This is a genomic window from Duganella sp. BJB1802 (assembly GCF_013369445.1).
GTDB classification, from domain to species: Bacteria; Pseudomonadota; Gammaproteobacteria; order Burkholderiales; family Burkholderiaceae_D; genus Rugamonas; species Rugamonas vulcania_A.
Genome location: NZ_JABWEF010000016.1, coordinates 38,122 through 50,620, shown reverse-complemented (window position 1 = coordinate 50,620; position 12,499 = coordinate 38,122). Strand labels below are relative to the sequence as shown.

General features: G+C 65.1%; 10 protein-coding genes. 6 read left to right on the top strand and 4 right to left on the bottom strand.

Features of this window, described 5'->3' with window-relative positions:
* Window positions 1-21: 21 nt before the first annotated feature.
* Window positions 22-933, bottom strand: coding sequence for an alpha/beta fold hydrolase (locus HUX88_RS22990; protein ID WP_229219493.1), 912 nt, complete (start codon window positions 931-933; stop codon window positions 22-24).
* Window positions 934-977: 44 nt separating this feature from the next.
* Window positions 978-1,769 carry an SDR family NAD(P)-dependent oxidoreductase gene (locus HUX88_RS22985; RefSeq protein WP_176363256.1) on the bottom strand — a complete coding sequence of 264 codons (792 nt, stop codon included), beginning with the start codon at window positions 1,767-1,769 and terminating at the stop codon, window positions 978-980.
* A 137-nt stretch (window positions 1,770-1,906) separates the two neighbouring features.
* Between HUX88_RS22985 and HUX88_RS22980 the strand changes: the two genes are divergently transcribed.
* The 5 genes from HUX88_RS22980 to HUX88_RS22960 all read left to right on the top strand — a co-directional run bounded on the left by HUX88_RS22980 (window position 1,907) and on the right by HUX88_RS22960 (window position 10,777).
* Entirely contained in the window at window positions 1,907-4,876 is a 2,970-nt protein-coding gene (locus tag HUX88_RS22980; RefSeq protein ID WP_176363255.1) for a sensor histidine kinase, read from the top strand.
* A gap of 53 nt (window positions 4,877-4,929) precedes the next feature.
* On the top strand, window positions 4,930-5,562 hold the full coding sequence (locus HUX88_RS22975) for a response regulator (protein ID WP_373886832.1): 633 nt from the start codon (window positions 4,930-4,932) through the stop codon (window positions 5,560-5,562).
* A 110-nt stretch (window positions 5,563-5,672) separates the two neighbouring features.
* On the top strand, window positions 5,673-6,887 hold the full coding sequence (locus tag HUX88_RS22970) for a hypothetical protein (RefSeq protein ID WP_229219491.1): 1,215 nt from the start codon (window positions 5,673-5,675) through the stop codon (window positions 6,885-6,887).
* The gene (locus HUX88_RS22965) at window positions 6,847-7,629 is read left to right on the top strand and encodes a hypothetical protein (RefSeq protein WP_217916415.1); all 783 of its coding nucleotides are present in this window, start codon (window positions 6,847-6,849) and stop codon (window positions 7,627-7,629) included. The genes HUX88_RS22970 and HUX88_RS22965 overlap by 41 nt, the downstream gene beginning before the upstream one ends.
* Window positions 7,630-7,891: 262 nt before the next feature.
* Window positions 7,892-10,777, top strand: coding sequence for a TonB-dependent receptor domain-containing protein (locus HUX88_RS22960; protein WP_176363253.1), 2,886 nt, complete (start codon window positions 7,892-7,894; stop codon window positions 10,775-10,777).
* A gap of 67 nt (window positions 10,778-10,844) precedes the next feature.
* On the opposite strand, the gene HUX88_RS22955 is transcribed toward HUX88_RS22960, so the two are convergent.
* Both HUX88_RS22955 and HUX88_RS22950 read right to left on the bottom strand, forming a co-directional pair.
* Window positions 10,845-11,243, bottom strand: a complete 399-nt coding sequence (locus HUX88_RS22955) for a VOC family protein (protein WP_229219490.1) — start codon at window positions 11,241-11,243, stop codon at window positions 10,845-10,847.
* Complete coding sequence (locus HUX88_RS22950) at window positions 11,240-11,797, bottom strand: tautomerase family protein (RefSeq protein ID WP_158568789.1); 558 nt, start codon at window positions 11,795-11,797, stop codon at window positions 11,240-11,242. Before HUX88_RS22950 ends, HUX88_RS22955 begins: the two co-directional genes overlap by 4 nt.
* Window positions 11,798-11,899: 102 nt before the next feature.
* Here HUX88_RS22950 and HUX88_RS22945 point away from each other — a divergent pair, with 102 nt between their 5' ends.
* Window positions 11,900-12,478 carry a TetR/AcrR family transcriptional regulator gene (locus HUX88_RS22945; protein ID WP_176363252.1) on the top strand — a complete coding sequence of 193 codons (579 nt, stop codon included), beginning with the start codon at window positions 11,900-11,902 and terminating at the stop codon, window positions 12,476-12,478.
* Window positions 12,479-12,499 lie beyond the last annotated feature (21 nt).

Genomic DNA, 12,499 nt, shown 5'->3' with positions numbered 1-12,499 from the left:
ATCCGCAAGCAGGCGCCGGCGTCACTCCCTGGCCAGGAACTTCACCAGTTTCGGCACCACTTCCGAGGTCGCTTCCTCCATCAGCCAATGCCCGCTGTTCTTGATGACGACGCCTTCCACATGGGTGTCGACCAGGCGCGCCTGCTGGATCAGGAATTCGCCCGAGGCCTTTTCGCCGGTGAGCACCAGCATCGGCATCGTCAGCGGCGTTTTCATGTAGCCTTCGAAATCGACCGCGTCCTGGGCGAAGGCCCGGAACACTTCGAAGCCCGCGCGCATGTGGCCGGGTTGCGCGTACTCGGCCGTGTAGAACTTGCGGTCGGCCTCGCTCAGGGATTTGGTTTTATCGGCGGCGAAGTCGTTCCAGAAATGCTCGAAGTAGGTGCGCTCCCGGCCTTTGACCAGCGCCAGCGGCGTCTCGCCGTAGAAATGGAAGTGCCACAAATCGCGCAGCAGCCACACGTCCTTCCAGTTGCCGACGCCCGGCAGGAAGGCGTCCATCAGCACGATCTTGCTGACTTCCTTAGGATACTGGGCCGCATAGGCGTAAGCCACCATCAGGCCGATATCGTGCCCGACGATCTTGGCCGACTTGATGCCCAGGCTGGCCGCCAGGGCGTGCACATCCTGCGCCATCACGGACTTGGTGTAGGGGCCGGCGGGCAGCCCGGATTGGCCGAAGCCACGCAGGTCCGGCGCGATCACCAGGTGGTCTTTCGACAGCTGGGCCATCAGCGGCAGCCACATGTGGCTCGATTCCGTATAGCCGTGCATGAGGATGACGGGATCGCCTTTCCCCGCGCTCAGGTAGTGCAGGCGCACGCCGTTGGCTTCGACGAAATTACTCTTGGGTGCTTCGGCGCGCGCCGGCCCGACGGCCGCGCACAACAGCAGCAAGCCGATCTGCAGCAACTTGGTGATATTCCCTGACATGGTGTTCTCCTGTGGTTGGATCGATGGAATCTGCATGGCCTGCATCAGAAGGCGCTCTTGATCACGCCGCCGTCCACGCGCAGCGCCGCGCCGGTGGTCGCCGACGCGAGCGGGCTGGCCACGTAGGCCACCAGCGAGGCCACCTCCTGCGGCGTGCCGAAGCGTTTGATCAGCGAAGTCGGGCGCACGTGGTCGAAGAACTCCGCCTCGATCTGCTCGAAGCTCTTGTCGCTGGCGCGCGCCATGTCCGCGACGAAGTCGCCGACGCCGCGCGATTTCGTCGGGCCCGGCAGCACGCTGTTGACCGTGATCCCGGTGCCGGCGACCGCTTCCGCCAGGCCGCGCGAGACGGCGAGCTGCGCGGTCTTGGTCATGCCGTAGTGGATCATCTCGGTGGGAATCTGCACCGCGCTCTCGCTGGAGATGAAGATGATGCGGCCCCAGTTCGCCCGCTTCATCTCGGGCAGCACCAGCCGCGCGAGGCGCACGCCGCTCAGGACATTGACGTCGAAAAAGCGCAGCCAGTCCTCGTCGGGAATATCCTCGAAGGCCTTGGGCTCGAAGATGCCGAGGTTGTTGACCAGGATGCCGATGCCGGGATGCCGCCGGACCACCTCCTTGGCCGCCTCGGCCTGGCTGAGGTCGGAGGCAAACCCGAGGACCGTGCCGTGCGTCTCCGCGCGCATGCGCTCCACCGCCTCGTCGACGCTGGCCTGGGTCCTGCCGTTGACGATCACGCTGGCGCCTTCCCGCGCCAGCGTGGACGCGATCGCGTAGCCGATGCCGGCCGTGCTGCCGCTGACCAGCACCAGCTTGCCGTTGAGTTGTAAGTCCATGTCGATTCTCCTTGCGAATGGGGTGATGAAAAGAGGATATCCGGGGGCGGGGGGCAAACATACACCCTATCGGGTAGATATCTTCTATACAATCCTCAACATGAAAGTTGCGAAACTATAACTAGTAACTAATCGGCATGATGATCACGCGATTACCTGGCTATTGCCGCGCAGTGCTGGCTTGCTGCGTGCTGCTTTGCGGCGCCGCTGCGCCGACGACCTGCTGGTCGAACGGCGCTTCGCCGCCCGCCATCAACCTGCATCACACCAGCTGGAGCGCGCGCGACGGCGCGCCGGAACTGATACTGTCGATGACGCAGACCAGCGACGGCTGGCTGTGGCTGGGCGGGCCGGGCGGCTTGTATCGCTACGATGGCGTGCAGTTCGAGCAGTTCGCGCCGGCCAACACGGCTTTGCCGACCAAAAACGTCAGCCTGGTGAATGCGGTGGCGGGCGGTGGACTGTGGGTGGGCTATCGCACCGGCGGCGCCAGCTTCATCCAGCAGGGGCGGGTACGCAACTACGGCGTGCGGGACGGCTTGCCCGACCGCGCCGTCTGGGGCTTGGAGCAGGATGGCGGCGGACGCGTGTGGGCGGCCACCTCGCAGGGCATGTTCTACCTGGAGCGCGACCGCTGGCGCAAGCCGGACAGTGCATGGGGCGTGGCGGACGGCCGTTACAAAACACTGATGCGCGACCGCCACGGTGTGTTGTGGGCGCAGGGCGATGCCGGCGTGTTTTCCCTCAGGCCGGGCGGGACGCGCTTCGCCAAGGCCGCCGTCGACAGCGGGCCCGGCGTGCTGTTCGAGCTCCCCGATGGCAACGTGGTGAGCTGGGATGCGTTGCATGGCCGCCTCAACCTGCTGACCGGCGCCCGCCCGAATACGGTGTACCGGCAATGGGGCGAACTGGGCGATCCTGGCAGCCTGCTGATCGACCGCCACGGCGATCTCTGGGTGGGGCAGCTGGAAGGGCTCGAATACCGCACCGCGCAGGGAACCGCGCTGGCGGCGCCGCGACAGGGCTTGAGCGGGCGCGCCGTGGCCGCCATCTTCGAGGACCGGGAGGGCGATATCTGGACCTCGACCTCAAGCGGGATCGACCGCTTTCGCCATCGGCGCGCGACCAGGCTGGATATTCCGGAAGCGGCCGTCGGCGGCGGGCTGCTTGCCGCCGACGACGGCGGGGTCTGGATCGGCGGCTATCATGTCGCCGCCAGCGGGACCGGCCAGGTCACCGCCAGGCCGCTCTGGACGCAGACCGGCGGCGTCTGGGACAACCTCCTGACCAGCCTGGCCCGCACCAGCGATGGCGCCATCTGGGGAGCAGGGTACGGGAACTTGCGGCGGATCCAGGGCAAGGACAGCCGGCTGGTGGACCTGCCCGCGGCGACCGGCGGCGTGAGGGTGCAGGCGCTGCTGGCGGACCGGGAGGACAGCGTGCTGGTGGCGCTGTTCCAGCAGGGCTTGTATCGCCATGGACCGCGGGGACAGTGGCAAAAAATCGGCGACGAGGGCGAAGTCAACGTGATGGCCAGCTCGGATGCCGCCGGACTCTGGATCGGCTACCACCCCGGCCTGCTGGTCCACGCGCAAGGCGCCGCGCAGCGCCGCTACGGCCCGGCCGACGGCCTGATGCTGGGAACAGTGATGGCGCTGCATCTGCATGGCCGGCACGTCTGGGCGGGCGGCGAGAGGGGCGTGGCCTTGTTCGGGGAGGACCGGTTCGACCGCCTCACCGGCGTCGATGGCGAAACCTTCGACGGCATCTCCGGCATCGTCGAACTGGCCAACGGCGATCTGTGGCTGAACGCCTTTTCCGGCCTGTTCCGCGTTGCCGGCGCCGAGGTGGCCGCGTTCGAACGGCAGCGCGACCACCGTGTGCGATACGAGCGGCTGGACCAGCTGGACGGCCTGGAGGGCAGCGCTCCCTACCTCAATCCCACGCCGTCGCTGGTGCTGGCGTCCGACGCGCGCCTGTGGGTCGCGCGCTCCACCGGCGTGTTCCTGCTGGATCCCGCCGAGCCGCTGCCGCCCACGCCCAGGCTGCCTGTCGTCGTCAAGACGCTGGGGCCGCCGGGCGACAGCCAGGCGCTGCGCCAGCCTGCGCGCTTCGCGCCGGGCCGTTCCGCACTGCAGATCGACTACACCGTGCCCGCGCTGGCGATGCCGGAACGCCTGCGCTTCCGCTATCGCCTGCAGGAGGTGGACGCGGCGTGGCAGCAGGCGGGCGCGCGCCGCAGCGCCTACTACAGCAACCTCGCGCCCGGCGATTACCACTTCAGCGTCGCCGCGACCGACTACAACGGCCAGTGGTCGGACGCGGTCACCACGGTGGAATTTTCGATCGCGCCGCTCGCCACGCAGACCTGGTGGTTCAAGGCGCTGTGCGTGTTCGGCTTGCTCTCGGCCGCCTACCTCGTGTATCGATGGCGCATCGCGCGCCTGGGCCGGCAGATGGCCGTCCGCCTGCAGGAGCGGATCAACGAGCGCGAGCGGATCGCCAGGGAGTTGCACGACACGCTGCTGCAGTCGGTGCAGGCGCTGGTGCTGCATGTGCATGCCGCGCTGATGAAATTGCCGGCGCGGGATGCGGCGCGGTTGCAGATCGAAACCGCGCTGCGGCAGGCCGACGAGGTGCTCGACGAGGGACGCGAGCGGATCCGCGACCTGCGCGGCGAAGACGCCGGCAAGCCGAGTTTCGCCGACGCGGTGCTGGCGGCGGCGGCGCGCCTGCGGCACGGCGATGCCGAGCCGGTCCGCCTGGTGGTTTCCGGCACCGTCCGCCGCCTCGACGCGACCATCTACGACGAGGCGCTGGCGATCCTCACCGAGGCGCTGGCGAACGCCTGCAAGCATGCCGGGGCGTGCCGGATAGAGGTTCAACTGCACTACGGCAGGCGGGCATTCCGCTGTATCCTGAGCGACAACGGCGCCGGCATTCCCGCCGACGTGCTCAGCGACGGCGGTCGCCGCAACCATTGGGGCATGCGCGGGATGTACGAGCGCGCGGCCGGGATCGGCGCCAGCCTGGCGGTGCGCAGCCGCGAAGGCAGCGGCACCGCGTGGCAGCTGGACGTTCCGGCGGCGCTGGCCTATACCCGATAGTGTGATGCGCGGCGCCGCCGCGGGTGCTACGTTCGCGCGACAATTACAGGAGCATAGTCATGGAGAGTGGCCAGATCAGCGTCATGATCGCCGACGATCATCCCTTGATGCGCAGCGGGATCGCTGCGGTGCTGTCGTCCAATCCGCGCTTCTCGGTGGTGGCCGAGGCGGAGGACGGCGACAGCGCCGTCGAACAATATCAACGTTGGCGCCCGGACGTCACGCTGATGGATCTGCAGATGCCCGGATTGAACGGCATCGAGGCCACCAGCGCGATCCGCCGCATCGACCCCGAGGCCCGCATCATCATCCTGACCACGTTCGGCGGCGACGTGCAGGTGGCGCGCGGGCTGAAGGCGGGCGCGACCGGCTACGTGCTGAAGAACCTGGCCCGCACGGTGCTGGGCGACTACATCCTTTCGGTGCATGCCGGCCGGCGGCTGTTGCCGCCGCCGGTCGCGGCCAGCCTGGCGAACAGCTTCCAGCTCGACGCGTTGAGCAAGCGCGAGATCGAAGTGCTGCGGCTGGTGGGGGAGGGCAATTCGAACCAGCGCGTGGCCGACCAGCTGGGCCTGAGCGAAGACACCATCAAGGCGCACATGAAAGCCATCCTGCAGAAGCTCGATGCGCGCGACCGCACCCACGCGGTGATGATCGCCCTGCGGCGCGGCTACTGGGAAAGCTGAGGAACAATACACGATAGGGCGAACCGAACACCGACTTATGGCGGAGCGACCGGCACGGTATCCCGTGCCTATACTGCATTTTTGCCATCAAGTGAAAGGAAGGTATCGCCATGAACATCCCATGCCGCTTGTTGTTGAGCCTACTCTTCGCGGCCGGCGCGGTCCACGCGGCGCCGGCCATCCAGTCGGCCGGCAAGCTCGGTTTCGGCGATGCGCGAACGCTGTTTGTCGCCGACTGGAAGGGCGCCCGCATCTTCGCGCTGCAGGTCCCCGCGCCCACCGCGCCGGCCGGCAAGCCGTTCAACCTGAAGGACGTGCAGGCGCCGATCGCCAAGGCGCTTGGCGTGGCGCCGGCGGCGCTGCGCTTCGAGGACCTGGCCGTGCAGCCGGACAGCGAACTGGCCTACGTGGCGCTGACCGTGCGCGGCGCCCACGGCCAGGGCAAGCCGGCCATCGTCAGCATCGACGCGGAGGGCAAGGTCCGGCGGCTGGATCTGGCCAAGGCTACGGGCTCGGCCGCGATCACCGATGCGCCGGCGGCCGACGTCGCATTTTGGCGCGACCTGCCGCAACAGACGCTGACCGTGACCGACATGCGCTACTACCAGAACAAGCTGTACGTGGCCGGGCTGTCGAACCGCAGCTTCGCCTCGACCTTGCGGGTGTACGACTATCCGTTCGCCGGCAAGGCCAGCGCCACCACGGTCGAGATGTACCATCCGGTGCACAACCAGATCGAGACCCGTGCGCCCATCCGCAGCATGACGGTGATGACCCTCGGCGGCGAGCCGACGCTGGTGGCGGCCTACACCTGCACGCCGCTGGTGACCATCCCGCTCAAGGATTTGAAGGACGGCGCGCATATCGTCGCCCGGACGGTGGGGGAACTGGGCTGGGGCAGCGCGCCCAACGGCCTGGTGAGCTTCAAGGTGGGCGATGCGGAGTATGCCTTGCTGGTCAACTCCAGCCGGTCGGCCGACCTCCTGAGCGCCGCCGATCTTGCCGGCGCCGCCGCCGCGCCGGGCCTGAATACGCCGATCGACTGGCCGGCCAAGCCCTACCTCGGCGTCAGGGCGGTCATGGCTCCCTTGTCGGCGGTGATGCGGATCGATAACCTGAATCCGCAATTGCTGCTGGCATTGCGCCGCTCGGACGCCGGCGGCGAGATGCAGCTGGTGTCGATCCCCAAGGGCGGCTACCTGCGCCTGAGCGATTTCGTCAACGAGTACGATTTCCCCGACTACCGTTATCCGGACGGCGATAAATTCCGCGACTTCCACAAATATGCGCGCACCATCGAGGGCTATCCTGAACTGGCCCGCTAGCGCGGCCTTGCTGGCCTTGGCCTTGGCGCTGGTGCCGGGTCCGGCGCCGGCCGGCGCCAGCGTGACGCCCTCGGGACCGGAAGTGGCCGAAAACCTGCTGCGCATCGAGCTGCGCTTCGACCGGCCATTGACGGCGCCGCTGGACATGGCCCATGTCACGCTGCTCGACAGCGCCGGCGCCCCCATCCCCGACGCCTTTCTCGACCTGCCGCTGGCCGACCGCAGCGGCACGCGGGCCACGCTGCTCCTGCATCCAGGCCGCATCAAGCGCGGGGTCGGACCCAACATGGCGCTGGGGCCGGCCTTGCGCAGCGGCGAGCCGGTGACGTTGCGCATCGACGATCCGCAACTCGGGCGGCCGCTGGAGCGGCGCTGGCAGGTGACGGCGCCGCTGCGCCAGCGCATCGATCCGCAACAATGGATGGTGCAAAAGGCCAGGCGTGGTGGCCGGCAGCCGCTGCGCGTCATCATGCCGGCCGCGCTGGATGGCGCCGCCACGGAACAAATTGCCGTGCAGGGGCCGGACGGGCTGCGGCTGCCCGGCACCGCCACGCTCGCGGCGGGCGAGCGCGAATGGCGTTTCACGCCGGCGCGGAACTGGCGTCCCGGCGCCTATCTGCTGCGCATCCATCCACAGCTCGAAGACCCGCAGGGCAATCGCCTGTGTTCGGCGTTTGAGCAGGACGCGCAAAGCGCCCGGCGGTGTGAGGCCGAAGGCAAGCTGGGCTTCTTAATCGACTGATTTGGCTTCGCGCCGTTTTCCCCTCCTTGATTCGAAAGCTCGAGCACGATGTTGCTTTCGATTGGCTTTTTAACAACAGTTATTTACCCAATTGATGCGGATATCTGATTAAAAAACAAATCTTGCTTTGAGTGTAAGCCAGGTTGTGAGAGATTACCTTCTGTCAAACATTTTGTTTATGACAACCATTTTTGACAAAATTTACGTAATTTTAATAACACGTCAAAATAAATCTTCAGGAGGGGTAATTTTGCAAAACCACATGAAACTGAAACCCAGTGCCATCGCCATCGCGTTGGCGCTGGCCTATGCGCCTGCCCTCCATGCCCAGCAGGCCACAGGCAAGGAAATGGAAACTGTCTACATCACCGGTTCGAACTTGAAGCGGGTCGGCAAGGAGGGTGAATCGCCGGTCCAGGTCATCACCGCGGCGGATATCAAAATCAGCGGTGCCGCGACGGTCGCTGAACTGATGCGTACTGTGCCGTCGATGGGTACCGACAACAACTATGACACCAACGATGGCGGGTTCTCGCGCGGCGTTTCGACCGCCTCGCTGCGCGGCCTGTCGTCGACCTCGACCCTGATCCTGCTGAACGGCCGCCGCATGACGCCATCGGCCTATGCCGACCCGAACGACGGCAATTCCACGCTGTATGATTTGAACAGCATTCCGTTATCGGCGCTGGACCGGGTCGAGATCCTCAAGGATGGCGCCTCGGCCGTCTACGGCTCCGACGCGATCGGTGGCGTGATCAATTTCATCACCAAGAGCAATTACGAGGGCCTACAGCTCGGCGTCCGTGCCGGCGCCAATGACGACCGCCGCTTCGGCAAACGCGGCGCCAGCGCGTTCTGGGGCAAGGGCGACATCGACAAGGACGGCTACAACGTGTTTGTCGCCGCCGACATCTCCAAGCGCGACCGTGTCCGACGCTCCGATGCGACCGATATCGAAGTCGATCAATACAAGCTGCTGAACGGCCGCTTCGCCACCAACTACGGCAGTACCGTGTCGCGCCACGCGTCGTTCTATCGCGAGAAGTCGCCGGGGTCGCTGGACTTCGCCGTGTCGCGGGCGGATGCCGCCACCCGTCTGATCACCAATCTGGACTGCGACCCGTCGCAGCAGCTGGTCGGTACCCGCGCCATGGGCTTGTCCAAGGCAAGCGTGTTCGTCGGCCGTAGCTTCTGCAACTACGACGCCACGCAGTTCCTGGAAGGTCAAAGCGCCGGCAACGACGGCAACATCATGAGCCGAGGCGTGCTCAAGCTCGGTGCCAACACACGCGCCTTCGCCGAGGTGGCGTTCAGCCGTACCGAGCGTAACTACACGGGCACGCCGATCACGCTGGACCAAACATCGACGATGAACTTCACGGCCACCGGCGTGGGCGCTCCATTCCAGGTGGTTCTGCCGATCGGCCATCCGGACAATCCGTTCCCGGACGCGCGCGCCTCGATTGGCTACCGCTTTGAAAATCTGCGCGGCGGCACGCAGAACATCAACAAGGGCGTTCGCGCGCTGGTCGGCCTGGAAGGCAGCTGGAACACCTGGGACTGGAGCACCGGCCTGCTGTGGAACCAGTCGACCAAGGACGACATCACCTACGGCCGCTTGTATCTGCCGACGCTGCGCAAGCTGAACAGCGGCACTTCGCTGGCCGCGCTGGCCGCCGATCCGACCTTGTCGCACGACGTCACCAGCGACAACAAAGCCTCCATCCTGCAGTGGGATGCCAAGGCCAACACGGAGTTTGGCAGCTTGCCGGGCGGCCCGATGGCGCTGGCGCTTGGCGCCGAGGTACGTCGCGAAAAAATCAACCTGCACCCTGATCCGCTGGTCGCTTCCGGCCAGATCTTCGGATTGGCGAACACGGTCATTGATAGTCAGCGCGACGTCAAGTCGGCGTTCGTCGAGCTGCGTACGCCATTGTTGAAGAATCTGGAATTCGACTTTGCCGGCCGTCTCGACAAATACCCAGGCATCAAGACCAACTTCGTGCCCAAGGTTGGCGGCAAATGGACCGTGAGCGACTCGGTCGCCCTACGCGGCACCTATGCGCGTGGCTTCCGCGCACCAGGCCTGACTCAGGTATCACCGGGCGGTGCGCAGTTCTTCTTGAGGAATATCTACGATCCGCGGCGTTGCGAAACCGATGAAAGCACGCCGAAGCCGGGCGCCACCGAGGTCGATTGTAACAAGACAATAGCCGGCACCGGCGGCGCCAATCCTGACCTGGTGCCGGAAAAAGCCAAGAGCTACTCGCTGGGCCTGATTGTCTCGCCAACCAACAATATCGACGTGGTGATCGATATGTGGCGCATACGCAAAACCGGTGAAGTGATTCTCGGTTCGGCTTTCGACGCGTTGAAGAACGAGGACAAGGCTCCAGGTAACATCGTTCGCGATCCCAACCCGGTTAACTGGGTCACCGACGCTAACGGCAATGCGGTACCGAACAGCGGTCCGTTGTTGATGGTCCGCGAACCATGGATTAACCAGGGTGCGAGCGAAGTGAAGGGTATCGACCTTGAGCTGCGCCATCGCTTGAATATGGGGGCGTGGGGCTCGTTGAGCAGCAAATTGAGCTCGACGTACACCTCGCACTATTCGATCGCCGCCAAGGATGGCGATATCGAACACGACCTGGCAGGCAGCAATGCCGGTACCACCGACTGGGCGATCAGCAGCAGCCTGGACATTCCACGCTGGAAGAGCACCTTGTCGACCTCGTGGACCCTGGGCGATCATGCCGTTTCCGCCAACGTCAATTATGTGGGGCCGGTATCGCTGCTGCGCCGCTACGATGGCAAGGACACGTTCGCCCAACCGTTCTGCCACTACGGCACGCCGAAGCCAACCGATGCCGAGCCAGACCGCGACGCAACCGTGCCGCTGTACGAGAACTACTATCCGGACTGCGCGGTCAACAGCTGGACCACGGTGGGTGTGGGTTACACCTACACCGGCTTCAAGAACTTGTCGCTCAGCCTGAATATTCAGAATCTGTTCGACAAGAAGGCGCCATACGATCCACGTTACGGCGTGAGCACCGCGGCGTCGCCGCTGGCGGGCTACAACGAAGGCCTGCATAGCAACCAGGGGCGCTACTTCACCTTCAGCGCGAACTACACGTTCTATTGATCGCTGAGCGGGACTGAGGTACGCAAAGACCAGGCATTCCGTGCCTGGTCTTTTTTTTGGCATGCGTTTAAACCGGACAGTTCAACATCCACTGAACACCGAACTGGTCGGTCAGCTTGCCGTAGTAGTCGCCCCAGACCTGCATCGCGAGCGGCGTGGTGACCGTGCCGCCCTCCGCCAGGCGCGCGAAGAGCTGCTCGGTCTGGCCGGGGTCGTTCATCTGCAGGATGTGCGCGGAGCCTCGCATCGGTTCCGCGTCATCGTTGTCGGACGCATAGAACAAGACGCCCGGCCCTTCGAACTGCGCGTGCATGATCTTGTTGCGCATGGCTTCATTGGGCACCGGCATGCCGTCGACGCCAAAGCGCAGCACCTCGGTCACCTGGCCGAGGCCGCAGCGGGCGTAGAAGTCCAGCGCCTGCTCGCAGGTCGTGGTGAAGAACAGGTAGTTGGCGAGTTTCATCATGCGGCCTCGGGCTGGGCTTGCCCGCGGCGTTCTTCGGACGGGAATCCATGAGCCGCGCGCACGCGCTCCTGCGCCGCCAGCAAGCTTTCGAAGTAGTCCGATCGTTCCGGCGCGCCACCGACGACGTGATTGATTTCGCGTATGCCGATGGTCTGGCCGCTCGCGCCCCAGCTGCCGTTCGGCACCTCATGCACAAATACCCAGTCGCCGGCGCGGTTCGGGAAGCTGCCATCCACATCCAGTGTGTTCGCTATAATCCGATTGATGGTTTCGTGCAATGCAGTCTTATCCGCCTGCGTGCAGGCGCCCACCGGAAAGACGACATCGAACAGGAAGCGGCCGCCTTTGGGCGGGCTCGTGTCGGGCTTGCCGCCGACGTACCACGAGGTCTTTGGATCGACCTCGTCGAACAATACGTAAGCCAGCGAGCGGCCGGCGGGGGTGTCGGCTCCCACCTCGGCGATCAGGATGGCGGAGGTCAGTTCCTCGGCCAATTGGGCTTTTTGTGCTTCCGTGAAGGCGCCGCGCTGGTGGGTGATTCTGAGTAATGGCATGATCAATATTCTCCAGGAGTTGGTTGAAAAGCAACTCCACATTACATTACGATCGTAACACTGTCAATTATTATGTTGCGGTCGTCATATAAAGGATTTCAGATGGTTCGGTACACGCAGGGACACAAGGAAGAGAGCCGCGCGCGGATCGTGGACGCGGCCGGCCGGGGCTTCAGGAGCCACGGCTATGGCGGCATCGGCGTCGACGGCCTGGCGCGCGAGGCGGGCGTCACGCACGGCGGATTTTACGGACACTTCAGCTCCAAGGCGGAGGCGTTCAAGGCGGCGGTCGTGTCCGGCCTGCAGGCGTTGCGGGCCGGGGTCGAGGCGGTGCGCGCGGAGCAGGGCAAGGACTGGATACGCGCGTTCGTTGCGTTCTACATGGGCCCCAAGCGCACCTGCACCCTGGCGGACGCCTGCACCTTGCCCAGCTTGTCGGTCGAGATCGAACGGTCGGACCCTGCCATTCGCGACGCCTATCAAGCCGAACTGCAAGGCGTGATGGAGTCCATCGCGGCCGGGTTGCCGAAGGGAAGCGAGGCGGAGCGCACGGCGCAGGCCTGGGTTCTGCTGTCGCTGCTGACTGGCGGCGTGACCTTGGCCCGCGCGGTGCCAGATCCGGAGATTGCGGAGCAGATCGCCAAGGCGGTTCAACACGCCGCATCGACGCTCATTGATTAAAAATAGACATATAGTTAATTC

Bases quoted from the DNA above. Each gene is read 5' to 3' on its own strand.
- HUX88_RS22990 (WP_229219493.1), bottom strand. From the start codon at position 933: ATGTCAGGGAATATCACCAAGTTGCTGCAGATCGGCTTGCTGCTGTTG.
- HUX88_RS22970 (WP_229219491.1), top strand. From the start codon at position 5,673: ATGAACATCCCATGCCGCTTGTTGTTGAGCCTACTCTTCGCGGCCGGC.
- HUX88_RS22965 (WP_217916415.1), top strand. From the start codon at position 6,847: ATGCGCGCACCATCGAGGGCTATCCTGAACTGGCCCGCTAGCGCGGCC.
- HUX88_RS22945 (WP_176363252.1), top strand. From the start codon at position 11,900: ATGGTTCGGTACACGCAGGGACACAAGGAAGAGAGCCGCGCGCGGATC.
- HUX88_RS22950 (WP_158568789.1), bottom strand. From the start codon at position 11,797: ATGCCATTACTCAGAATCACCCACCAGCGCGGCGCCTTCACGGAAGCA.
- HUX88_RS22980 (WP_176363255.1), top strand. From the start codon at position 1,907: ATGATGATCACGCGATTACCTGGCTATTGCCGCGCAGTGCTGGCTTGC.
- HUX88_RS22985 (WP_176363256.1), bottom strand. From the start codon at position 1,769: ATGGACTTACAACTCAACGGCAAGCTGGTGCTGGTCAGCGGCAGCACG.
- HUX88_RS22960 (WP_176363253.1), top strand. From the start codon at position 7,892: ATGAAACTGAAACCCAGTGCCATCGCCATCGCGTTGGCGCTGGCCTAT.
- HUX88_RS22955 (WP_229219490.1), bottom strand. From the start codon at position 11,243: ATGATGAAACTCGCCAACTACCTGTTCTTCACCACGACCTGCGAGCAG.